Here is a 23342-nt window from a genome sequence, read left to right as displayed (position 1 = left end):
CCCTTTTTTGACGAACTCTATTCCGTAACGATCAATCAATTTAATCATGTACCTAAGATTAGAATTGTTTATCCCAAATTTATTTGAAAGCTTCTCTAAGCTATATCCTTGTTTTCTTAGTCCATAGATTTGAACTTTATCTTCATAACTCAATTTCATAATAAAACACCCCAAAAGTTAGATTCTTTCTGTCTAACTTTTGGGGTGCAGTTCACTTTGGTATTTGCTTGTTTATTATTTATACCGAGCCTAGTTTTTGCAGTAGACTTTGATATCTTATCCTATCAGGGTGATTTGAATATTCATGCAGATAATACTGCAATTTTTAAGGAAACAATCACCTACCGTTTCGGAGATGATTATAATGGCCAGCTAGTTGGACTCGGAAAAGCAGGGAAAATGCCAGAAGGATTTGACATTGATCCCGACCCGACTGTTCAAGTGTCTAAAAATGGGCAAATAATTCAAAATGTTTCCTTTTATACTATGGAGGAAGAGGACGGCTATAAGGTAAAAATTTACAATGCTGGATATGCCGGAGATACTGTTCGGGTGACAGTTACCTGGCAACTATCAAATCTTCTCTTCTTATACAAGGATATAGCGGAGCTAAATTGGCAACCCTTGACAGATAGTTCTGGAGATATTAAAGAGTTTGAGTTCAAGGTCAGCTCTGAAAATCCAGCAGAGAAACTCTATTTCCATACAGGAAAACTCTTTAAGGAAGCTAGTGTCAAAAAGGTAAATGATTTCTACCAGGCCAAGATGAAAGATCTTCCGAGAAATCGTCAGGTGGAACTACATGCCTATTGGCCGAGAAGTGCTTTTGCAGAAGCTCCGGATCAAGGCTTGGTATCTGATAACCTCATTTGGTTTAAAAGAGTTGAGCTTGAAATAGCAAGTGAAAAAGCTTCGAACAAGATTGTGATGATGTGGCTTATTCCAATTGTTTTGACGGTTCTTCTGTTTGTCGGTTTAATCTTTTATAAACGTTTCAAAAAAGAAATTAGTCCTAAGAAGAAATTTGCTAAGAACCATCGTCTCTATGAGCCACCTATGGACTGGCCTCCGATGGTTTTAGCAGAGAGTGTATATTCTTTATCACTGGGCGAAATGAAACCGGGAGCAAAAGGATTTGGTCGTTTTACATTTGAACGAGTCATTCAGGCTACTTTGCTGGATCTAGTAGATAGAGGGCATTTGGCTATTAAGAAAGGGGAAAAAGAGCCAATTCTTAAAATTATAAATGAAAGTGGATTGGCAAATTTTGAGAAGGAATGTCTGAAACTTTGCTTTTCAGATAAGAAAGAGTTGGCAATTTCGGATCTGTTTTCAGATTATCAGGTTTCACCTAGTATTTATCGTGGAGTTTCTAAAAAGGATGCAAAGCAGGTTCAGGAGATAGGGAAGCAGCTGAAACGTTCGTTTGATAGACGCATCTCTAACATTGAAAAGCGCGTCAAAGACAAGGTGCATGCGTTGCGTATTCCAAATTATTACCGTCCTTTGAGTACGGGTGAGAAGAAACTATCTCTGGCTATGTGGATTGGATTAATTGGTTCAGCCGTAGGGAGCTGGCTATTCTTCTACTGTAGTTGGAACACGTATGGTTTTGTTTCGTTCTACCTCCTCTTTTTGGGATTACTTGCTTCCATTACTTTAGTGCTAATTTATGTTGTAACATACGGGTATTATGATAATGGTGTCTTGACAGATGAAGGGGCAGAGGTTTACTATCACTGGAAGAGTTTTGAAAACATGCTTCGCAATATCGCCCGTCTAGACAAGGCTGAGTTGGAGAGTATCGTCCTTTGGAATCGCCTTCTGGTCTATGCGACTCTTTTTGGTTATGCCAAAAAGGTCAGCCAGTTAATGAAAGTTCGGCAAATTCATCTTGAAAATCCAGACTTAGATAGTTACATTGCCTATGGCTGGTATGCGCAACTTCATACCTATACTGGACAGATGAAATACTATGCAGCGGTCGCAAATACAGCAAGCAATTACTCCGTCTCTTCTGGAAGTGGTTCTTCAGGTGGAGGATTCTCAGGAGGCGGAGGCGGTGGTAGCATCGGTGCTTTCTAAAAAATCTATCGCAGAATCCGAAATTATGCTATAATAGAGGACAGAAAAAGGAGTAATACATGTATCTTATTGAAATTTTGAAGTCGATCTTTTTTGGGATTGTTGAAGGAATTACAGAATGGTTGCCCATTTCAAGTACGGGTCACTTGATCTTGGTTGAAGAATTTGTACAATACAAGGACCAAAATGAAGCCTTCATGTCCATGTTTAATGTTGTTATTCAGCTCGGTGCTATTTTAGCGGTTATGGTGATTTACTTTAACAAGCTCAATCCCTTCAAACCTGGTAAAAATAAGGCAGAAGTCCGTCGAACTTGGCAATTGTGGTCAAAAGTCCTCGTTGCGACCTTGCCTTTATTGCTAGTTTTTAAGCTGGATGATTGGTTTGATACTCATTTTCACAATATGGTATCAGTTGCGATCATGTTGATTATTTATGGGGTTGCCTTTATCTATCTTGAAAAACGGAACAAGGCACAAGCTATTGAACCAACAGTTACAGAACTTGAAAAGCTTCCCTACAAGACAGCTCTCTATATCGGACTTTTCCAAGTCCTCGCCCTCTTCCCAGGAACGAGCCGTTCAGGTGCGACGATTGTCGGTGGTTTGTTAAATGGAACGAGTCGCTCAGTCGTAACAGAGTTTACCTTCTACCTCGGAATTCCTGTTATGTTTGGGGCTAGTGCTTTAAAAATTTTCAAATTTATAAAAGCAGGTCAACTCTTGAGTTTTGGACAACTGTTCTTGCTTTTGGTTGCTATGGGAGTAGCCTTCGCGGTCAGCATGGTTGCTATTCGCTTCTTGACCAGCTATGTGAAGAAGCACGACTTTACACTCTTTGGTAAATACCGTATCGTACTCGGTAGTGTCTTGTTGCTCTATAGTTTTGTGCGTTTATTTGTATAAGAAAAAGAGCTTGAGGGAATCTTCCTTCAAGCTTTTTAAAATCCTGTTACTGTAATTCCTAGTAGACGAACGCCTTTTTCTTTTTCAGCTAGTTCTTCGTAGAGTTGAAGGGCAGTTTGAGAAATCTGACTAGCGTCCTGTGTTGCTTGTGGGAGGCTTTTTCGTCTAGTTAGAGTAGAGAAGTCAGCATATCGTATTTTAAGGATAATGATTTTTCCAGCTTTTTCCTGCGTGCTGAGATTGTGAGCTACCTTTTCTGAGAGAAGAGTCAGCTCTTTTTTGATGTCTTCTTCTACTTGCAGGATTTTTCCGTAGGTTTTTTCCTTGCCAATGGACTTGCGAATACGATTGGCCTTGACCGGTGAGTTATGAATGCCCCTTGCCTTTCGATAAAGGTCAAAACCGAGTCTGCCGAACCGATCGATTAAAGTGACTTCTGAGACGTCCAATAAGTCCGCACCAGTATAAATGCCCATTTCATGAAGCCGTTCAACTGTTTTTTTGCCCACACCGTGAAATTTAGCAATGTCCATTTGTTTGAGAAAGTCTTGAGCCTGATCTGGGAGGATAACTGTTAAACCATGCGGTTTTTGATAGTCACTAGCCATTTTAGCTAAGAATTTGTTATAAGAGACGCCTGCAGAAGCAGTCAGGTGTAGTTCCTGCCAGATATCCTGTTGGATGAGACGAGCTATTTTGACGGCTGACTTGATACCGAGTTTATTTTCTGTTACATCCAAGTAAGCCTCGTCAATACTCATAGGTTCGATCAAATCAGTGTAGCGTTTAAAAATAGCACGAATCTCAAGTCCTACACTCTTGTATTTTTCATAATTTCCTGAGATGAAAACAGCTTGGGGACAGCGCTCATAAGCTTCTTTAGAACTCATGGCTGAATGAACACCAAAAGCTCGTGCCTCATAGCTACAGGTAGAAACGACTCCTCGACCACCTGTTTGTCTGGGGTCGCTCCCAATGATGACAGGTTTACCCTTTAACTTAGGATTATCTCTGATTTCCACCGAAGCAAAAAAGGCATCCATGTCGATATGGATGATTTTTCTAGACAAATCATTAATCAATGGAAATATAAGCATTTAGCTTCCTTTCTAGCCGTATTTTCTTTCTCATTATACCGTTTTTTCTGAAAAAATGGAAAAGAGTAGTCTAACTTTCAAAAATATAATACAGATAATATCAAAAAGCATCCTGTATTATAAAAGAAAGCGCTAAAAAGGCTGTTTTCTTCTTGTTGAAATCGGTTACTGTGTGGTATACTTGATTTATGAATGTAACAGATAGTTGTTACTAGAAAGAAAAATGAGGACATTAACATGGTTGTTAAGACAGTTGTTGAAGCGCAAGATATTTTTGATAAAGCTTGGGAAGGCTTCAAAGGCGTAGATTGGAAAGAAAAAGCAAGTATTTCTCGCTTCGTTCAAGCTAACTACACACCTTACGATGGAGATGAAAGTTTCCTTGCTGGACCAACAGAACGTTCACTTCACATCAAAAAAATCGTAGAAGAAACAAAAGCACATTACGAAGAAACTCGTTTCCCAATGGACACTCGTCCAACATCTATTGCTGATATTCCTGCTGGATTTATCGACAAAGAAAACGAATTGATTTTTGGTATCCAAAACGATGAACTCTTCAAATTGAACTTCATGCCAAAAGGTGGTATCCGTATGGCTGAAACTACTTTAAAAGAAAATGGATACGAACCAGATCCAGCTGTTCACGAAATCTTCACAAAATACGTAACAACAGTTAACGACGGTATTTTCCGTGCTTACACTTCAAACATCCGTCGTGCTCGTCACGCTCACACTGTAACTGGTCTTCCAGATGCCTACTCTCGTGGACGTATCATTGGTGTTTACGCACGTCTTGCTCTTTACGGTGCAGATTATTTGATGCAAGAAAAAGTAAACGATTGGAATGCAATTAAAGAAATTGATGAAGAAACAATCCGTCTTCGCGAAGAAGTAAACCTTCAATACCAAGCATTGCAACAAGTTGTTCGCTTGGGTGACCTTTACGGTGTTGACGTTCGCAAACCAGCGATGAACGTCAAAGAAGCGATCCAATGGGTGAACATCGCCTTCATGGCTGTCTGCCGTGTTATCAATGGTGCTGCAACATCTCTAGGACGTGTGCCAATCGTACTCGATATCTTTGCAGAACGTGACCTTGCTCGTGGTACATTTACTGAATCAGAAATCCAAGAATTCGTTGATGATTTCGTTATGAAACTTCGTACAGTTAAATTTGCTCGTACAAAAGCTTATGACCAATTGTACTCAGGTGACCCAACCTTCATCACAACTTCTATGGCTGGTATGGGTAACGACGGTCGTCACCGTGTTACTAAGATGGACTACCGTTTCTTGAATACTCTTGACAATATCGGTAACTCTCCAGAACCAAACTTGACAGTTCTTTGGACTGACAAATTACCTTATAGCTTCCGTCGTTACTGTATGCACATGAGCCACAAACACTCTTCAATCCAATATGAAGGTGTTACAACAATGGCTAAAGACGGATACGGTGAAATGAGCTGTATCTCATGTTGTGTATCTCCACTTGACCCAGAAAATGAAGAACAACGTCACAACATCCAGTACTTCGGTGCTCGTGTTAACGTATTGAAAGCCCTTCTTACTGGTTTGAACGGTGGTTACGACGATGTTCACAAAGACTACAAGGTATTTGACATCGAACCAATCCGTGACGAAGTTCTTGAATTCGAATCAGTTAAAGCTAACTTTGAAAAATCTCTTGACTGGTTGACTGACACTTACGTAGATGCTTTGAACATCATCCACTACATGACTGATAAGTACAACTACGAAGCTGTTCAAATGGCCTTCTTGCCAACTAAACAACGTGCAAACATGGGATTCGGTATCTGTGGATTTGCCAACACTGTTGATACATTGTCAGCAATCAAATACGCTACCGTTAAACCAATCCGTGATGAGGATGGCTACATCTACGATTACGAAACAATCGGTGAATACCCACGTTGGGGTGAAGATGACCCACGCTCAAACGAATTGGCAGAATGGTTGATCGAAGCTTACACAACTCGTCTACGTAGCCACAAACTCTACAAGAACGCAGAAGCCACAGTATCACTTTTGACCATCACATCTAACGTTGCTTACTCTAAACAAACTGGTAACTCACCAGTCCACAAAGGCGTATACCTCAACGAAGATGGTTCTGTGAACTTGTCTAAACTTGAATTCTTCTCACCAGGTGCTAACCCATCTAACAAAGCTAAAGGTGGATGGTTGCAAAACTTGAACTCACTTGCTAGCCTAGACTTTGGTTACGCAGCTGACGGTATCTCATTGACAACTCAAGTTTCTCCACGTGCTCTTGGTAAAACTCGTGACGAACAAGTGGACAACTTGGTAACAATCCTTGATGGTTACTTCGAAAACGGTGGACAACACTGTAACTTGAACGTAATGGACTTGAAAGATGTTTATGACAAGATTATGAATGGCGAAGATGTCATCGTTCGTATCTCAGGATACTGTGTAAACACTAAATACCTCACTCCAGAACAAAAAACTGAATTAACACAACGTGTCTTCCACGAAGTTCTTTCAATGGATGACGCACTGAGCTAAGATTCAATTAGAATAGTAAGAAAGCCAGTCAAAATTGACTGGCTTTTTACTATAAAAATCAGAGATCTATCTAATTGTAGATGCACCATATACTTAGTTGTAAACATTAGTTAGTTGATATAAATAGCTCAAAATTGACTGGCCAACTTATAGAATGATCCAAATATGTGTATTTTGAAGTTATTATACTTGAATAGATTGTATTGAGATGTTATAATATAATGGGTAAACTCTAGTTAGTGATAGGGGTTGTCAAAATGGTATGATGTAATCTCTTAGGGAGATTAGAAATAAAAATTTCATATAGAAAAGAGGAGAAGAGATGTCGAAAAGCAAAGCGTTAAACATGCTTTCTAAATTTTCTGCGTTAGCTTTTGCTATTTTAGGTCTAGCATCTGTTTTGATAGGCATTGTTAAAGCAGATAATCCTGTTTCAAAAGAATTGACACAAGTAATTACAGGTATTGATCTGTTAGATGCTTCAGATACTAAGCAAAATGTGAGTTCAGAAGGAGATTTCTCGCTTCGTACGAATTTAGCATATAAGCTTCGCGTGACGTTCGATCTCAAGCAGTACAATGAGAACTTGAATAACGGGGATTATTTTACTTTTGATATTCCGGCTCCCATGACGGTTTATAATGGTAATCAGGAGTTGATTGATCCGGTTACTCAAGTAGCTATAGGAGAGGCAGTAGTCACATCAAATGGTAATGACCAAGGTGGCAAGGCAAAGATAACCTTGAAGAACCTGGATAAATACTTGGCTAAAACTGGAGGAGACAAAGTAAAGGATGTATCTGGTAACTTTTCTGCATCATTTAGATTTTTAAAGGATCAGAAGATGACTTTAATTAATTTTAATTCCTCTTCAATGAAGCAAGAAATTAAACATGTTTATAGTTCAAAAACGATTTCAGGTCCCAAAGTTGGTACTGAAAATTATGCTAAAATTGGGGGACGTGCTACCCTTGAAAGTTGGAACTCTCCAAAACTGGCTGAGATTGGTTCGGTTAGCAAGGGAGATGCATGGTCTACCTGGCGTGTACGTGTAAATACAGAGAAACAAGACTTAGGACAAAATATTGTATTACATGATACTATACCAAATGATGATACTAGTTATACTCCCGCACAGTATATTCCTGAGACTCTAAAAGTGTATAAGGCAAATATCACTGTTGGGACTTCTGCTGTTCCAGATGATGCAGTTTTGCTAACTAAGGGACAAGACTATACCGTTTCGTGGAACGAAAACTATACTTCATTTGATATCATTTTTAAAGATGGAACGACCTCTTATATAGTATCTTATAACACAACAACTCCTAATGATGGAAGTAAAGTAGGAAATAGGGTTGCTCTGTCATTGGCTGACGGGACTAAATTAGCACAGAATACAAGTCGTCCGGGAGCCCTTGATATGACAGCTGAGGCGACTTCCTTGATTTCAGGGACTATCGTAGCTTCTACAGCTTACCAAATTAAGATTAATAAGACAGATGCCTTCACTCTTGCACCTGTTCCAGGAGCAGTTTATACTGTAACTGCAACAGATGATGCAAGTGAAACAACAGAAGTGACTACAAATGAAAAAGGAGTAGCACTGACTAAAACTTATGATCAGAAATGGGAAGGTAAAACTTTCAAGATTAAAGAGAAGACAGCTCCAGCTGGTTATAAGCTAGATGAGAAAGAGTATACAGTTAAACTCGGAGCAGCAGGTTCTACTATTCATCTTAAAGACGAACCTGTTCCAGCTGTATTCAATGTGACTGCTAAGAAAGTGGTAGAAGGTCGTACAGATAAACTTCCTAAAGCAGATGAGTTCACATTCAACCTATACACAGCTGAAAACTTGAAGGATCCAGTAGCAACAGCAAAATCAAAAGCTGACGGAACGATTACCTTTGAGAATATTGAGTTGAAAGGTGCGGGAGCTTATCACTACATCATCAAAGAAGATACTTCTAAAGCAATTGATGGTATCACATTTGATGAGGAAGGCAAGGAAGTTACTGTAACAGCAGCATTCCAAGGTGGAGTATTGACAGCTTCTGTTACTTCAGCAGAACCAACTTTCACTAACACTTATAAAGCCGCTTCAACAAATGCGACAATCAAAGCAACTAAGAAGATTGCAGGTAATAAAGAGCTTGTGGCTGATGCTTATACTTTCGAATTGAAAGAAAAAGATGCAGTTGTAGCTACTGCTAAGAACACTGCTTCAGGAGAAGTTGTCTTCAAGGTCGACTACACAGAAGCAGGAGAGCACACTTACACTATTACTGAAAAAGCAGGAACAGAAGCAGGTGTGACCTACTCAACAGAATCTTACACAGTTAAAGTGACTGTAGTAGATAACGGTCAAGGTCAATTGGTTGCGACTGTAGAAAATCCGGATGCAGAGCGTGTCTTCACTAACACTTATAAAGCCGCTTCAACAAGCGCGACAATCAAAGCTAAGAAAGTCTTGACTGGTAAAGACCTTGTGGCTGATGCTTATACTTTCGAATTGCAAGAAAAAGATGCAGTTGTAGCGGAAACTAAGAACACTGCTTCAGGCGAAGTTGCCTTTAAGGTCGACTACACCGAAGCAGGAGAGCACACTTACACTATCACTGAAAAAGAAGGTAGCGAAAAAGGTGTGACATACTCAACAGAATCCTACACAGTTAAAGTGAACGTAGTGGATAACGGCCAAGGTCAATTGGTTGCTACTGTAGAAGATGCGGACGCGGAACGTGTCTTCACTAATATCTATACAGTACCAGTACCAACAGCTACATCAGCAACACTTGAGTTTACGAAAGAATTGACTGGTCGTGCCTTGGTTGATGGTGAATTCCAATTTGAATTGTATGAAGGTACAAAACTAGTTGATACAAAAACAAACCAAGCTGGAAAAGTAACATTTAAAGCAATCAACTATGATGCAGAAGGTGTTCATACTTATACTGTAAAAGAAGTGAATGCCGGAGCAACTGGTATTACTTACGACACAGAAAAGACTGCAGTGGTAACAGTAACCAAAGATGCAGCAACAAATGCCTTGAAGGCAACTGTTGAATACCCAGCAGGTAGTGTCTTCACGAATAGCTTTAAAGCACCAGCAGTAGAAGCTACGATTGAAGCAACTAAGAAACTTGAAGGTAAAGAACTTGCGGCTGATGCTTATACTTTCGAATTGAAAGAAAATGGTGCAGTTGTAGCGGAAACTAAGAACACTGCCGAAGGTAAAGTAGCCTTTGTTCGTTCATTCGAAGAAGCAGGTACTCACACTTATACCTTGGTTGAAAAAGTTGGTACTGAAGAGGGTGTTGAATACGATAAGACTGAGCATACTGTAACAGTCACTGTAGTTGCGGATGGTCAAGGTTTCTTGACTGCGACTGTCTCATATGCAGATGGTAAAGCAGTTGTATTTACAAATAAATACACTGTTCCAAATCCAACACCGGATCCAAACCCAACACCAAATCCAAATCCAACACCGGATCCAAATCCAACACCGGATCCAAACCCAACACCAAATCCAAATCCAACACCGGATCCAAACCCAACACCGGATCCAGATCCAAATAAACCAGGAGAAAAAGAGGAACCAAAACCAACACCTCCAGCTACGGAGACTAAAGGTAAAGCTGAACTTCCAAAAACAGGTGAAGCAACATCTATCTTCTCAGCAATTGGATTTGTAGTCTTGGAATTGAGTGGACTGGTATTCTTCGTAAAACGTAAAGCTTAAGCTTTCGTAGAAGAAACATGAAACTTGGTAAGTGAGAATTCTACTTCTCTCTTAAACCTGATAGAGAAAGTCTCTAGAAAATTCGTTTTCTAGGGGCTTTTTTGTACTTCAAAATAATTTTTTAAAAATAGTCAAATTTGGTCAAAAAGTTATTGACTTTTACTGACCAATGTGATATAGTAGAAACATAAGGAAAATGACTTCCTTAGAAAAACTCATTTTCAATGATTCTATTTCTTGAAAATGTATAATAGATACCCTAGAAAGGGGTGAGGCCTATGTTAAATCTAACAGACTTTGAAAAGAAAATGATAAAAGGCTTATTTAAAAAAGAAAAACCAGAAGTTATTCTTAGGGTAGCAAGTTAGCTAGTCTAAAATTTTTAAAACAAAGGTCAAAGATAGTCAATATCAGAGATCGCATCTAATTAAGAATAAACGAGGTAAAGAATATGAACAACAACTTTAATAACTTTAACAACATGGATGATTTATTTAACCAATTGATGGGTGGCATGCGAGGATACAGTTCTGAGAACCGTCGCTACTTGATTAATGGACGAGAAGTGACACCTGAGGAATTCGCTCACTATCGTGCAACTGGTCAATTACCAGGAAATGCAGAATCTGAGGTGCAAATGCAACAACACGCTTCAGGTATGAAACAAGACGGTGTCCTTGCTAAGCTAGGTCGTAACTTGACAGCAGAAGCTCGTGAGGGCAAGTTGGATCCTGTTATCGGACGAAACAAAGAAATTCAAGAAACAGCTGAAATCCTCTCACGTCGTACGAAAAATAATCCTGTTCTGGTCGGAGATGCAGGTGTTGGTAAAACAGCAGTTGTCGAAGGTCTAGCACAAGCGATTGTGAACGGAGATGTCCCAGCTGCCATCAAGAACAAGGAAATTATTTCCATTGATATCTCAGGTCTTGAGGCTGGTACTCAATACCGTGGTAGCTTTGAAGAAAATGTTCAAAATCTAGTCAATGAAGTAAAAGAAGCAGGAAATATTATCCTCTTCTTTGATGAAATTCACCAAATTCTCGGTGCTGGTAGCACAGGTGGAGACAGTGGTTCTAAAGGGCTTGCAGATATTCTCAAACCAGCTCTCTCTCGAGGTGAGTTGACCGTTATTGGGGCAACGACTCAAGACGAATACCGTAACACCATCTTGAAAAATGCAGCTCTTGCTCGTCGTTTCAACGAAGTGAAGGTCAATGCTCCTTCAGCAGAGGATACCTTTAAAATCCTTCAAGGGATTCGTGATCTCTATCAACAACACCACAATGTCATTTTGCCAGACGAAGTCTTGAAAGCAGCAGTTGATTATTCTGTCCAATACATTCCTCAACGTAGCTTGCCAGATAAGGCTATCGACCTTGTCGATGTAACGGCTGCTCACTTGGCAGCTCAACATCCTGTAACAGATGTGCATGCTGTTGAACGTGAAATTGAGGCAGAAAAAGACAAGCAAGAAAAAGCAGTTGAGGCAGAAGACTTTGAAGCAGCTCTTAATGCCAAAACACGCATTGCAGAATTGGAGAAAAAAATCGAAAACCACACAGAAGACATGAAAGTGACTGCAAGTGTCAACGATGTGGCTGAATCTGTGGAACGAATGACAGGTATTCCAGTGTCACAAATGGGAGCATCAGACATCGAACGTTTGAAGGATATGGCTCATCGCTTGGAACACAAGGTTATCGGCCAAGATAAGGCAGTAGAAGCTGTAGCTCGTGCTATCCGTCGTAACCGAGCAGGATTTGATGAAGGCAATCGTCCAATCGGTAGCTTCCTCTTTGTAGGGCCTACTGGGGTTGGTAAGACAGAGCTTGCTAAGCAGTTGGCATTGGATATGTTTGGGACTAAGGATGCGATCATCCGTTTGGATATGTCTGAATACAGTGACCGCACAGCCGTTTCTAAGCTAATCGGTACAACAGCAGGTTATGTGGGGTATGATGATAATAGCAATACCTTGACAGAACGTGTTCGTCGCAATCCTTACTCTATCATTCTCTTGGACGAAATTGAAAAGGCTGATCCTCAAGTAATCACCCTTCTCCTCCAAGTATTGGATGACGGTCGTTTAACTGATGGTCAAGGAAATACAGTGAACTTCAAGAACACTGTCATTATCGCAACATCAAATGCTGGATTTGGCTATGAAGCCAACTTGACAGAAGATGCGGACAAACCAGAATTGATGGATCGTTTGAAACCATACTTCCGTCCAGAATTCCTCAATCGCTTTAACGCAGTTATCGAGTTCTCACACTTGAATAAGGAAGACCTTTCTAAGATTGTGGACTTGATGTTGGCGGAAGTCAACCAAACTTTGGCTAAGAAAGACATTGATTTGGAAGTTAGTCAAGCAGCTAAGGACTTTATCACAGAAGAAGGCTATGATGAAGTTATGGGTGTTCGTCCGCTCCGCCGCGTGGTTGAACAACAAATTCGTGATAAAGTAACAGACTTCCACTTGGATCATCTAGATGCCAAACATTTGGAAGCAGACATGGAAGATGGCGTTTTGGTCATTCGTGAAAAAGCCTAACTCAAGATTTTGAGAATAAAAAAGAAGGAACTAGCTAAAAGCTGGTTCCTTTTTGTGTTTAGATAACATGACGCTCAAAGGCATCATCTGAGATTCCTTGTTCCAGGATGAGTTTCGCCCATTCTTTAGCTGAAAAGAGGCTGTGGTCCTTGTAGTTTCCGCAAGATTCGATGGTTGTTCCAGGGACATCTTCCCAAGTAGTGGTTTCAGCAATTTCCTTGAGCGAATCCTTGATAACGGCCGCAATTTCAGCGCTAGTATGGCGTCCCCACATAATCATGTGGAAGCCTGTGCGGCAACCAAATGGTGAGCAGTCAATCATGCCGTCAATGCGGGTACGGATGAGTTTTGCCAAGAGGTGTTCGATAGTGTGAAGGCCAGCGGTAGGGATAGAGTCCTCATTTGGCTGTACCAAGCGAATATCAAAGTTGGAGATGACATCTCCCTTTGGCCCTGTTTCTTCCCCAATCAAGCGAACATAGGGTGCTTTAACAATAGTGTGGTCAAGTTCAAAACTTTCAACAATAACTTCTTTTGACATGGTAGTTCCTTTCAGTTTTCTTTTTTCATTATATCATAAAGGGTGCTGTTGATGGAGTTTGATAAATAACTTTTTGAGACTAGAATGATAATAAAGTCTCTATACATAAACCTCAGAATTATAAAAAAGAATGGAGTAAAGGAAAAGAAAAACTGAGTTCTTTCTAATGAAGCTAGAGCGACTTTTGAAAAGTGGATCAACTTTTTCTGAAATTTCTGTTTAATCTCTGAACTAATTCTGAACTAGATTGGGTATACTGGAGAAAATAAAGATAAAGGAGTTCAGTATGGAACATATGGTGAAAATAGAAGGCGTCTGCAAAAAGCATGGCAGCAAGCAGATTTTAGAAGATATTTCTTTTACAGCTAGAAGCGGTCGGATTACAGCTTTTCTAGGCCCAAATGGTGCAGGGAAAAGTTCGACCTTGAGGATTCTCTTGGGGTTAGATTGGGCGACAGCAGGAACTGCGACTTTTGATGGACAAACCTATCAGTCAATGATTTATCCTCTCAAAACAGTAGGTGCAGCTTTTGACGGTATTGGAGGTCTGCCAAATAGAAAGGTTTACGACCATCTGCATATTATTGCTGCAAGTAATGCTATTCCGAAGTTTCGGATTGATGAGGTATTGGATATGACTGGGATCGCTCATAAGAAAAAGGATTTCTTATCAAGCCTGTCTCTGGGGGAAGGTCAACGCTTGGGTTTGGCAGCAGCTTTGCTGGGTGATCCTCAGTTTCTTATATTAGATGAGCCGACTAATGGGCTGGATCCAAGTGGGATTAAGTGGTTTAGAAAGTTCATCCGTCAGCAGGTTGATTTAGGGAAAACGGTACTTCTATCTTCCCATATCCTATCAGAGGTGCAAATGGTGACAGATGATGTGGTCTTGATTCATCATGGGCGAATTATTGAGCAAGGACGATTGGAAGAGGTGCTGCAAGATTCAGACAGTCTAGAAGATCTCTTCTTTGATTTGACAGAGGAGGTTTAAGATGAAAGAAACGATGTCCTTATTGCATTCAGAATGGTTGAAAATCCGATCAATCAAGGCTTTCAAAGTGAGTGTGGCCCTCATGCTGCTATTGGTGCCTGTCGTATCCTGGTTGGAGGGCCGACAGTATCTGTCTATCGGCTTGGATGCTACGCCTGAGACGGTTCCTAATCTGATAAACGCCATTGATCCGCTGGAATATCTAGGTCTCAACGGGGCTTCTATGGCGGTCATGGTTTTGGTCATTTTAGCTGGAATTTTGGGAGCTATGGAATTTCAGTCTCATAGCTTGAGAACCAGTCTTTTAACCTGTAATAACCGCCTGAAGCTGCTTGTGGGGAAACTCATGACCTTTACTTGCTTTTCTCTTGCCATTAGCTTTTTATCAATTTACTTTAGTTATATGGTCATGCATTTCGCTTTAGGAAAGGAAGGGCTTGATCCGATTCTGCTCAATCAAGCAGCTTGGAGTCTGATTTTGTGGAAAACCTTATCTCTAACCTTATTGGGAATCCTTTCATTTTTGATAGGTTTATTGGCTCGGACCATGCTAGTTCCTCTGCTTTTTCTCGTACCCCAAATCTATAATTTAGGAAACTACCTAGCTGCTCACACGAGTTGGGGAGCTTATTTGCCACAGCCAGCAGGAGAGTTGTTTGCTGCAACGCCAACTTCCCAATATGCTAACAATCCCTTGCAAGGGCTGTTGATACTTGGTGCATGGTTGCTAGTCATCGGCGGCATGGCTTCTCTGCGCTTTTTGAAGACGGATTTAGGAGGGCGATACTGATGATAAAAGCTCTGCTTAGAAGTGAATGGATTAAGTTCCGTTCTTACTATCTCGCTCTTGGTGCAGCCTTGGTGGTTCTGGTAGTCGTTCCTTTTTTCCTGATGAATCTTGACTATAGTCAGACAGCAGTTGGTCAGACGAAGGCTCTGAGCGAGGTTTTGCATGCTCTCTATCTGGCGCAGCCTGTCATCGTCATCTTCACTTCTCTCTATTTTGCCCAAGAGTTTGTCAAGTCTGGGATGCGAACGAATTTTCTAACCGTATCAAATAGAAAGGCTTGGTTGGCTGGGAAATTCCTTTTTCTGGACTTGCTGCTCTTGGTTCTCTACAGTGTCATGATAGGCAGTTGTTTCCTTGTTATGCTGGCTCGTTTTGACCTAAGCTTTAGCTGGTCCTTACTAGGGAAATTTCTTTATTACAGCTCTTTTGGTCTTTTCAGCAATATTTTTCTGGCTTTTTTAACTGCCGGCCTCGCTTTGCTCTTTCAATCTTGGGTTGTGCCGGTGTCGGTGCTCTTTCCTCTCTTGATTGGTCTCAGCCGTTTATTGGCAACGTTCATCAAGGAGGCAAAGTACCTGCCCGATCTGGCTACCCTAAATCTTTTTGAGTATGAAGGGCTTCAGCAGTCAATAGATCTCTCAGGGCTGGGGATACAGCTTTTATGGTTAGCTTTGGTTTGGAGCTCTGCTATATTCTTAACCTTGAAACGAGATGTTCGCTAGAGGTATGCTATAATGGAAATCATGAGACAGTATCGTATTTTGGTGGTTGATGACGACCAGAGCATTTTGAAGCTGGTGAAAAACGTCCTAGAGCTAGATGCCTATGATGTGACGACGCTTGATCGGATAGAAGACCTAGAGCTGACGCATTTTGTCGGATATGACTTGATTCTGCTGGATGTGATGATGGAGCCTGTTAACGGTTTTGAGCTGTGTTCCTACATTCGTCCTCATCTTTCGTGTCCGATTATCTTTTTGACGGCTAAGGAGTTAGAGGCGGACAAAGTGGAAGGACTCTTTCGCGGAGCAGATGACTATATTGTCAAGCCTTTTGGAACCAAAGAATTGCTGGCGCGTGTCAGAGCTCATCTTCGGCGGGAGGAAAGACGTGAGGAGCGCTATTCTGAAATTGCTTCTTGTCAATTTTATCCAGAGCGCTATGAAGTTGCCTGTTTTGGTAAAGTCTTGAAATTTTCAGAGCGTGAGTTTAAGTTACTGCATTTACTTGCTAGCAATCCCAAGCAGACCTTCTCAGCTGAACGCCTGCATACCTTGCTTTACCCAGAAAGCTCAGAAACACAGCTTCGCTCCATCTCAGAATACGTATATCAGATTCGCCAAAAATGCAAACAAGAAGGGTTGCAAGCAATCGCAACAGTGAGAGGAGTAGGCTATAGATGGCAATTAGAACCCGAAATTTCAAAAGCCTAGTCTGGACAACCAGTTTAAAGATCGTCTTTTTTCATGTTTTGATTTTTGTGCTTATAGGTTATGAATTTACGCAAGGAAGTGATCACGTTCTTTTCACCTTGTTCTTTTGGGCAGGGAGCTTGCTGCTGATTACTTTTTATCATATTTTGAAATTGCTCCGAAAAATCGACAGGGAAATAAAAATGCTAACGAGCGAGAAGCTTCTAGAAGAAAATCAAAGCCAGTTTTTTCGGATTGAGGAAATGCTAGAAGTCTATAGCGATTTACGGAGCAGCCACCAAGAAAATGCTCGTCTTCTAGAAAAAGAGCAGCAGCATAATCAGGAGTTGATTTTACAGCTATCAGCGACATCGCACGATTTGAAAACACCCCTAACTGTGATTAAGGGGAATGCTGAGCTCTTGGAGTTGGCGCAGTTGGGCCAGCCACAGGCAGACTATGCTGCTGAGATTTTGCAGGCTAGTCACAAGATGGAAGAGTATTGTGGATCTTTGATTGATTACGCTAAGACTTTTCAGATTGATGCTAATCAGTTCATTCAGCTTTCCTTAGGGGACTTTTTGGCTTATCTACAGGATGATTGGGCACTGTTCAGCAAACAGGAAAGTCATCGTTTCTACCTCCAAGAAGATTGTGAGCTTAGTCTGATTTTGTCAATTCATTTGGACTATCTCAAGCGAGCTTTGCTCAATATTTTACTGAATGCGCTTGAACATGCAGACCAGAATCAAAAGGAAGTGAAGCTGATGGTATCAGTGCAGCAGGATCAGTTGGTTTTTGCTATCTGGAACAACGGTCCAGCATTTTCAGAGGAGATGCTGCTGGGAGCGGAACAGCTCTTTTACCAGAGTGACCAAAGCCGCAATTCAGCTAATCCCCATCATGGTATCGGCTTAGCCTTTTCTAAGCAGGTAGCTCTCTTGCATGGTGGCCGTCTGACCCTGCTCAATCCAGATCAAGGAGGAGCCTCTGTCGAGTTGACAATTTCATTAAAATAAATGAGGATGGAAGATTATAAAAACGCATAATACCAAGTGTCCAAAAGGCTTGATATTATACGTTTGATTTTTTTATTATGTAAAGATTTACTGGATTTTTCTCTCAAATTGAGTTTTTGTCCAGCCTTGTTTATTTACTTACGATACAGGCGATCGTATTGGTAGTATGGGTCAAAGGTTACGTTGATGCCTAGCTTGCGAAGGACATTCTTGTCTTCATCGGTCAAGATGATGGTTGAGTGGGCTTCGCTTCCTTTGAGGTTCCCAAGTTCTTCCATGGCACGCGCAGCATCTGGATTTTCCATAGCTGTGATGGCTAGCGCAATCAAAATTTCATTTGAGTGGAGGCGAGGATTGCGGCTACCTAGATGATCGATTTTAAGACCTTGAATTGGCTTGACGACTTCAGGCTCGATTAGTTTCACTTCCTTAGCGATATCAGCTGATTTTTTGATGGCATTGATTAAGGCGGCAGCTGTAGGACCAAAGAGTTCAGAGTTTTTACCAGTCACGACTTCCCCGCTTGGCAATTCAAGGGCTAGGGCAGGACCACCAGTTTCTTCTGCTTTTTGGCGTGCAGCAACAGCAACCTGACGGTCTGCAGGAGTGATACCGAGGTCGTTCATGAGCAGTTCAATTTTCTTGACAGCAGTTTCTCCGACTTTTTCAGCTTTAAAATCAAGTACAGTCTGATAGTAGCGACGGATGATTTCTTGTTTCGAAGCTTCGATAGCAGATTCATTATCAGTAATAGCGAAGCCAACCATGTTGACACCCATGTCTGTTGGTGAAGCGTATGGAGATTCACCGAGAATGCGTTCCAACATACGTTTTAGCACTGGGAAGATTTCGATATCACGGTTGTAATTGACAGTAGTTTCTCCGTAAGTTTGAAGATGGAAGGGGTCAATCATGTTGACATCATCAAGGTCTGCGGTTGCAGCCTCGTAGGCCAAGTTGACCGGATGATGAAGGGGAAGATTCCAAACTGGGAAGGTTTCAAACTTAGCGTAACCAGACTTGATGCCATTGAGTTGGTCATGGTACATATTGGACATACAAGTGGCCAATTTTCCAGAACCAGGTCCAGGAGCGGTTACGACAATCAAGTTGCGACTGGTTTTGATGTAGTCGTTTTTCCCCATACCTTCTGGAGAAATGATGTGGTCCATATCCGTCGGATATCCTTTGATTGGATAATGAAGATAAGAATCAATTCCGTTTTTATCTAACTGGTTGCGGAAGGCATCTGCAGCTGGTTGGCCAGCGTATTGTGTGATGACAACCGAACCAACAAAAATTCCCAGCTCATTGAATTTGTCAATCAAACGGAGAACTTCTTGGTCATAAGAAATGCCCAGGTCGCCACGCGCTTTAGAATGCTCGATGTTGCTTGCGTTAATGGCGATCACAACCTCAACCTGCTCTTTCAATTCTTGCAAGAGCTTGATTTTGTTGTCAGGCTCATAACCAGGAAGAACGCGAGCAGCGTGGAAATCTTCTAACATTTTGCCACCAAACTCCAAATAGAGTTTGCCGTCAAATTGGTTAATGCGCTCCAAAATGTGGTCGCGCTGTAGATTCAGATATTGTTCAGAACTAAAAGCTTGTTTTTTCATTTTTTTACCTCTGACCTCTATTATAATAAAAAAATGGGAGTTAGGAAACTACGGAGCTAAAAAAGAAATCAAAAAGATTAGGCAAACGCTTGCACTAAGTTTAAAAAAGCGCTATCATAGACTATAGATTATTAAAATAATGAGGTAAACAGATGCAAGAAAAATGGTGGCACAATGCCGTAGTCTATCAAGTCTATCCAAAGAGTTTCATGGACAGTAACGGAGATGGGATTGGTGATTTGCCAGGAATTACTAGTAAGTTAGACTACCTAGCTAAGTTAGGAATTACAGCGATTTGGCTTTCTCCCGTTTATGACAGTCCTATGGATGATAATGGCTATGATATTGCTGATTATCAAGCGATTGCAGCTATTTTTGGGACTATGGAGGATATGGACCAACTCATCGCAGAAGCTAAGAAGCGCGATATTCGAATTATCATGGACTTGGTGGTCAATCATACCTCGGATGAGCATGCTTGGTTTGTCGAGGCCTGTGAAAATCCTGATAGCCCCGAGCGTGACTACTATATCTGGCGGGATGAGCCCAACGATTTGGATTCCATCTTTAGTGGATCTGCTTGGGAATACGATGAAAAGTCAGGTCAATACTATCTCCATTTTTTCAGTAAGAAACAGCCTGATCTCAACTGGGAGAACGAAAAACTTCGCCAGAAAATTTACGAGATGATGAACTTCTGGATTGATAAAGGTATTGGTGGTTTCCGTATGGATGTCATTGATATGATTGGCAAGATTCCTGATGAGAAAGTAGTTAATAATGGTCCTATGCTCCACCCCTATCTCAAGGAGATGAACCAAGCCACCTTTGGAGACAAGAATCTCCTGACAGTAGGAGAGACCTGGGGAGCAACGCCAGAGATTGCTAAGCTTTACTCGGATCCAAAGGGACAAGAATTGTCAATGGTCTTCCAGTTTGAACACATCTGTCTTCAATATCAGGAAGGGCAACCTAAGTGGCACTACCAAAAAGAGTTAAATGTAGGGAAATTAAAAGAGATTTTTAACAAATGGCAGACAGAGTTGGGAGTTGAAGACGGCTGGAATTCCCTCTTTTGGAACAACCATGACCTTCCTCGCATCGTCTCTATCTGGGGAAATGACCAAGAATACCGTGAAAAATCCGCCCAAGCCTTTGCAATCTTGCTTCATCTCATGAGAGGGACTCCTTATATCTACCAGGGTGAGGAGATTGGGATGACCAACTATCCGTTTGAAACCCTGGATCAAGTAGAAGATATTGAATCCCTCAACTATGCGCGTGAAGCTCTTGAAAAAGGCGTTCCGATAGAAGAAATCATGGATAGTATCCGTGTCATCGGTCGTGACAATGCCCGTACTCCAATGCAATGGGATGAGAGTAAAAACGCTGGCTTCTCAACAGGTCAACCGTGGTTGGCAGTTAATCCAAACTACGAAGAAATCAACGTTCAAGAAGCACTGGCAAATCCAGATTCTATTTTCTATATTTATCAAAAACTCGTTCAAATCCGCAAGGAAAACAGTTGGCTGATTCGCGCTGACTTTGAATTGCTTGATACGGTTGATAAGGTCTTTGCCTATATTCGTAAAGATAGAGACCGTCGTTTCTTAGTTGTGGCTAACTTGTCCAATGAAAAACAAAACTTTTCAGTAGAAGGAAGAGTTAAGTCAATCTTGATTGAAAACACTACTGCTAAAGAAGCAGTTGAAAAACAAACCTTGGCTCCATGGGATGCTTTCTGTGTGGAACTAACGGATTAAAATAAGTGAACCTCAAGTCTTTGATGCTTGAGGTTCTTTTACTAAAAAAATATGTAGAAAAGTCTTTAAAAATATTTGTTAGAATTTTCTAAAAAATCTGTCGAAAGCCCTTGCTTTTATGAAAAAATAGGGTATAATGGTGAAAACACTATCTTTAAGGAGATTACTTATGAGATCGAAAAAGTGGCTCTTAGGAGCAGGTGCCGTCCTGAGCACAGCCCTTCTTTTAACTGCTTGTGGGCAAAGTGAAAAGAAGGCTGATGCACCCAAGACATTCTCTTATGTCTATGCTATGGATCCATCATCTTTGGACTATAGTGTGACGAGCAAGAGTTCAACTTCTGACGTTATAGCGAACGTCGTCGATGGCCTTTTGGAAAATGATAAGTATGGAAATTTAATTCCATCGCTTGCAGAAGACTGGTCCGTTTCTAAAGATGGCTTGACCTATACCTACAAACTTCGTAAGGGTGTAAAATGGTATACTTCTGAGGGAGAAGAGTACGCTGAAGTCAAGGCTCAGGATTTTGTTACTGGTCTAAAACACGCAGCTGATGGGAAATCAGATGGTCTTACTTTGATTCAAGATTCTATCAAAGGATTAGCTGCCTACATCAGTGGAGAAAGCAATGACTTTTCTACAGTAGGAGTCAAGGCTGTTGACGATTACACGGTAGAATATACGCTCAACAAGCCAGAAAGTTTCTGGAACTCTAAAGTCACAACTGCGACCATGCTTCCAGTAAATGAAGAGTTTTTGAATTCTAAAGGGGGCGACTACGGTGCGCCAACTCCATCAAGCATCCTTTATAACGGTCCTTATTTCTTGAAATCATTGACTTCAAAATCAGCCATTGAATATGAAAAGAATCCAAATTACTGGGATAAGGACAATGTTAAGATTGACAATGTCAAATTAACTTTCTACGATGGATCTGACCAAGAATCTTTGATTCGTAGCTTTACACAAGGTGCCTATACAACAGCTCGTCTCTTCCCAACAAGCTCAAACTTTGAGTCAACTAAAAAAGAGTATGGCGATAAGATTGTTTACAGTCCACAAGAAGCGACAAGCTACTATCTTACTGTTAACGTAAACCGTCAATCTTACAATAAAACAGCCAAAACAGACGAAACTCAAAAAACATCAACGAAAGAAGCTCTTCTCAACAAGAACTTCCGCCAGGCGCTGAACTTTGCTCTTGACCGTCATTCTTATACTGCTCAGTTGAATGGTGAAGAAGGTGCAGACAAGATTATCCGTAACAGCCTAGTGCCTCATGACTACGTTCAAGTGGGCGAAAAAACCTTTGGAGAGTTGGCGCAGGCAGAGCTCGTTTCATATGGAGACCAGTGGAAAGATGTAGCCCTTACAGATGGCAAGGATACGATTTACAGCCCTGAAAAAGCCAAGGCAGCCTTTGCTAAAGCTAAGGAAGAATTGCAGGGCAAGGGGGTTACTTTCCCAATCCATTTAGATATCCCGGTTGAACAAACAGATGTAATCGCGGTTCAACAAACTAACTCACTCAAGCAGTCTATCGAATCATCACTTGGTACTGAAAATGTCATTGTCGATGTTCTTCAAATGACCGATAATGAAAAAATGAGCATTACGTCTCAAGCCAAAGTTCCATCCCAAAAAGACTATGACTTGAACGGAACTGGTTGGGGACCAGACTATCAAGACCCAGCTACCTACCTCAATATTCTTGATGCCAAGAAGGGTTCTGCCCTTAAACACTTGGGGATTACTCGCGGAAAAGATCCAGAAGTGATGGCTCAAGTCGGTCTAGACGAATATAAGAAACTCTTGGATGATGCCGCAGCTGAAACAAGCGACCTCAATAAGCGTTACGAAAAATATGCTAAAGCTCAAGCTTGGGTATCGGATAGTTCACTTTTAATCCCAGTTGCTTCTTCAGGTGGTTCTCCAACTGTTAGCCGTACTGTACCATTCACAAAAGCATACTCTCAAGTCGGAATCAAGGGAGACCCATTTGTGTTCAAAGGTTTGGAGTTGCAAAATGACGTTGTGACTGCAAAAGAATACGAAGAAGCCTTCAAGAAATGGCAACAAGAAAAAATCAAGACAAATGCCAAATACCAAAAAGAACTTGAAAAACACGTCAAGTAATCTATAAATAGAAAAGGAAGTTGCAGGAAACTGTGCTTCCTTTTTTGTTTTAGACACCAGTTGTCATAAAGGCAGTAACTTTACATTTTTGAATAAATTTGATAAAATATGGTTATGTTATA

At 41.0% G+C, this 23342-nt stretch carries 15 protein-coding genes and 1 pseudogene; 12 read left to right on the top strand and 4 right to left on the bottom strand.

What is annotated here, in order from left to right:
- Window positions 1-159, bottom strand: a pseudogene (locus HMPREF1518_RS10570) (IS3 family transposase); the annotation flags it as partial.
- A 45-nt stretch (window positions 160-204) separates the two neighbouring features.
- Between HMPREF1518_RS10570 and HMPREF1518_RS02325 the strand changes: the two are divergent.
- Window positions 205-2085, top strand: a complete 1881-nt coding sequence (locus tag HMPREF1518_RS02325; RefSeq protein WP_050589080.1) for a DUF2207 domain-containing protein — start codon at window positions 205-207, stop codon at window positions 2083-2085.
- 59 nt (window positions 2086-2144) lie between these two features.
- A complete protein-coding gene (locus HMPREF1518_RS02320; protein WP_033583860.1) occupies window positions 2145-2990 on the top strand; it encodes an undecaprenyl-diphosphate phosphatase in 846 nt (281 codons plus the stop codon).
- A gap of 35 nt (window positions 2991-3025) precedes the next feature.
- On the opposite strand, the gene dinB is transcribed toward HMPREF1518_RS02320, so the two are convergent.
- Window positions 3026-4087, bottom strand: coding sequence for a DNA polymerase IV (dinB, locus tag HMPREF1518_RS02315; RefSeq protein WP_033583858.1), 1062 nt, complete (start codon window positions 4085-4087; stop codon window positions 3026-3028).
- 237 nt (window positions 4088-4324) lie between these two features.
- Here dinB and pflB point away from each other — a divergent pair, with 237 nt between their 5' ends.
- The 3 genes from pflB to HMPREF1518_RS02300 all read left to right on the top strand — a co-directional run bounded on the left by pflB (window position 4325) and on the right by HMPREF1518_RS02300 (window position 12945).
- Window positions 4325-6640, top strand: a complete 2316-nt coding sequence (gene pflB / locus HMPREF1518_RS02310; protein ID WP_033583856.1) for a formate C-acetyltransferase — start codon at window positions 4325-4327, stop codon at window positions 6638-6640.
- A 322-nt stretch (window positions 6641-6962) separates the two neighbouring features.
- A complete protein-coding gene (locus HMPREF1518_RS02305; RefSeq protein WP_033583854.1) occupies window positions 6963-10388 on the top strand; it encodes a Spy0128 family protein in 3426 nt (1141 codons plus the stop codon).
- A 451-nt stretch (window positions 10389-10839) separates the two neighbouring features.
- Window positions 10840-12945: an ATP-dependent Clp protease ATP-binding subunit gene (locus tag HMPREF1518_RS02300; RefSeq protein WP_033583852.1), complete on the top strand. Its 2106-nt coding sequence runs from the start codon at window positions 10840-10842 to the stop codon at window positions 12943-12945.
- Window positions 12946-13003: 58 nt separating this feature from the next.
- On the opposite strand, the gene HMPREF1518_RS02295 is transcribed toward HMPREF1518_RS02300, so the two are convergent.
- Window positions 13004-13486 (bottom strand): S-ribosylhomocysteine lyase, encoded by a 483-nt coding sequence (locus HMPREF1518_RS02295; RefSeq protein WP_000032557.1) that lies wholly within the window; start codon window positions 13484-13486, stop codon window positions 13004-13006.
- A gap of 286 nt (window positions 13487-13772) precedes the next feature.
- Here HMPREF1518_RS02295 and HMPREF1518_RS02290 point away from each other — a divergent pair, with 286 nt between their 5' ends.
- Genes HMPREF1518_RS02290 through HMPREF1518_RS02270 form a run of 5 tightly spaced genes read left to right on the top strand, consistent with a single transcriptional unit; the run spans window position 13773 to window position 17701 of the window.
- Window positions 13773-14480: an ABC transporter ATP-binding protein gene (locus HMPREF1518_RS02290; protein ID WP_033583850.1), complete on the top strand. Its 708-nt coding sequence runs from the start codon at window positions 13773-13775 to the stop codon at window positions 14478-14480.
- A gap of 1 nt (window position 14481) precedes the next feature.
- A complete protein-coding gene (locus tag HMPREF1518_RS02285) occupies window positions 14482-15270 on the top strand; it encodes a lantibiotic ABC transporter permease (protein WP_033583848.1) in 789 nt (262 codons plus the stop codon).
- Window positions 15270-15992: a lantibiotic ABC transporter permease gene (locus tag HMPREF1518_RS02280; protein WP_033583846.1), complete on the top strand. Its 723-nt coding sequence runs from the start codon at window positions 15270-15272 to the stop codon at window positions 15990-15992. The genes HMPREF1518_RS02285 and HMPREF1518_RS02280 overlap by 1 nt, the downstream gene beginning before the upstream one ends.
- A gap of 12 nt (window positions 15993-16004) precedes the next feature.
- Window positions 16005-16703, top strand: a complete 699-nt coding sequence (locus HMPREF1518_RS02275; protein WP_033583844.1) for a response regulator transcription factor — start codon at window positions 16005-16007, stop codon at window positions 16701-16703.
- Window positions 16670-17701 (top strand): sensor histidine kinase, encoded by a 1032-nt coding sequence (locus HMPREF1518_RS02270; protein WP_033583842.1) that lies wholly within the window; start codon window positions 16670-16672, stop codon window positions 17699-17701. Before HMPREF1518_RS02275 ends, HMPREF1518_RS02270 begins: the two co-directional genes overlap by 34 nt.
- A 134-nt stretch (window positions 17702-17835) precedes the next feature.
- Here the strand turns inward: HMPREF1518_RS02270 and HMPREF1518_RS02265 are convergent, their stop codons facing one another.
- Window positions 17836-19320 carry a DUF1846 domain-containing protein gene (locus HMPREF1518_RS02265; protein WP_033583840.1) on the bottom strand — a complete coding sequence of 495 codons (1485 nt, stop codon included), beginning with the start codon at window positions 19318-19320 and terminating at the stop codon, window positions 17836-17838.
- A gap of 152 nt (window positions 19321-19472) precedes the next feature.
- Here HMPREF1518_RS02265 and HMPREF1518_RS02260 point away from each other — a divergent pair, with 152 nt between their 5' ends.
- Together HMPREF1518_RS02260 and HMPREF1518_RS02255 are read left to right on the top strand one after the other, a co-directional pair.
- Entirely contained in the window at window positions 19473-21083 is a 1611-nt protein-coding gene (locus HMPREF1518_RS02260) for a glycoside hydrolase family 13 protein (RefSeq protein ID WP_033583838.1), read from the top strand.
- Between the two features lie 169 nt (window positions 21084-21252).
- Window positions 21253-23220: a peptide ABC transporter substrate-binding protein gene (locus HMPREF1518_RS02255; protein ID WP_033583836.1), complete on the top strand. Its 1968-nt coding sequence runs from the start codon at window positions 21253-21255 to the stop codon at window positions 23218-23220.
- The last annotated feature ends 122 nt before the right edge of the window (window positions 23221-23342 follow it).

It is taken from the genome of Streptococcus sp. SR1 (genome assembly GCF_000526075.1).
GTDB classification, from domain to species: domain Bacteria; phylum Bacillota; class Bacilli; order Lactobacillales; family Streptococcaceae; genus Streptococcus; species Streptococcus halitosis.
Note: the sequence above shows the minus strand (reverse complement) of the source record. Positions and strands in the feature narration are given on the sequence as shown.

Coding starts and splice junctions, on each gene's coding strand:
- HMPREF1518_RS02275 (WP_033583844.1), top strand. CDS start 16,005: ATGGAAATCATGAGACAGTATCGTATTTTGGTGGTTGATGACGACCAG.
- HMPREF1518_RS02300 (WP_033583852.1), top strand. CDS start 10,840: ATGAACAACAACTTTAATAACTTTAACAACATGGATGATTTATTTAAC.
- HMPREF1518_RS02260 (WP_033583838.1), top strand. CDS start 19,473: ATGCAAGAAAAATGGTGGCACAATGCCGTAGTCTATCAAGTCTATCCA.
- HMPREF1518_RS02290 (WP_033583850.1), top strand. CDS start 13,773: ATGGAACATATGGTGAAAATAGAAGGCGTCTGCAAAAAGCATGGCAGC.
- HMPREF1518_RS02270 (WP_033583842.1), top strand. CDS start 16,670: ATGGCAATTAGAACCCGAAATTTCAAAAGCCTAGTCTGGACAACCAGT.
- HMPREF1518_RS02295 (WP_000032557.1), bottom strand. CDS start 13,486: ATGTCAAAAGAAGTTATTGTTGAAAGTTTTGAACTTGACCACACTATT.
- HMPREF1518_RS02305 (WP_033583854.1), top strand. CDS start 6,963: ATGTCGAAAAGCAAAGCGTTAAACATGCTTTCTAAATTTTCTGCGTTA.
- HMPREF1518_RS02320 (WP_033583860.1), top strand. CDS start 2,145: ATGTATCTTATTGAAATTTTGAAGTCGATCTTTTTTGGGATTGTTGAA.
- dinB (WP_033583858.1), bottom strand. CDS start 4,087: ATGCTTATATTTCCATTGATTAATGATTTGTCTAGAAAAATCATCCAT.
- HMPREF1518_RS02285 (WP_033583848.1), top strand. CDS start 14,482: ATGAAAGAAACGATGTCCTTATTGCATTCAGAATGGTTGAAAATCCGA.
- HMPREF1518_RS02280 (WP_033583846.1), top strand. CDS start 15,270: ATGATAAAAGCTCTGCTTAGAAGTGAATGGATTAAGTTCCGTTCTTAC.
- HMPREF1518_RS02255 (WP_033583836.1), top strand. CDS start 21,253: ATGAGATCGAAAAAGTGGCTCTTAGGAGCAGGTGCCGTCCTGAGCACA.
- HMPREF1518_RS02265 (WP_033583840.1), bottom strand. CDS start 19,320: ATGAAAAAACAAGCTTTTAGTTCTGAACAATATCTGAATCTACAGCGC.
- pflB (WP_033583856.1), top strand. CDS start 4,325: ATGGTTGTTAAGACAGTTGTTGAAGCGCAAGATATTTTTGATAAAGCT.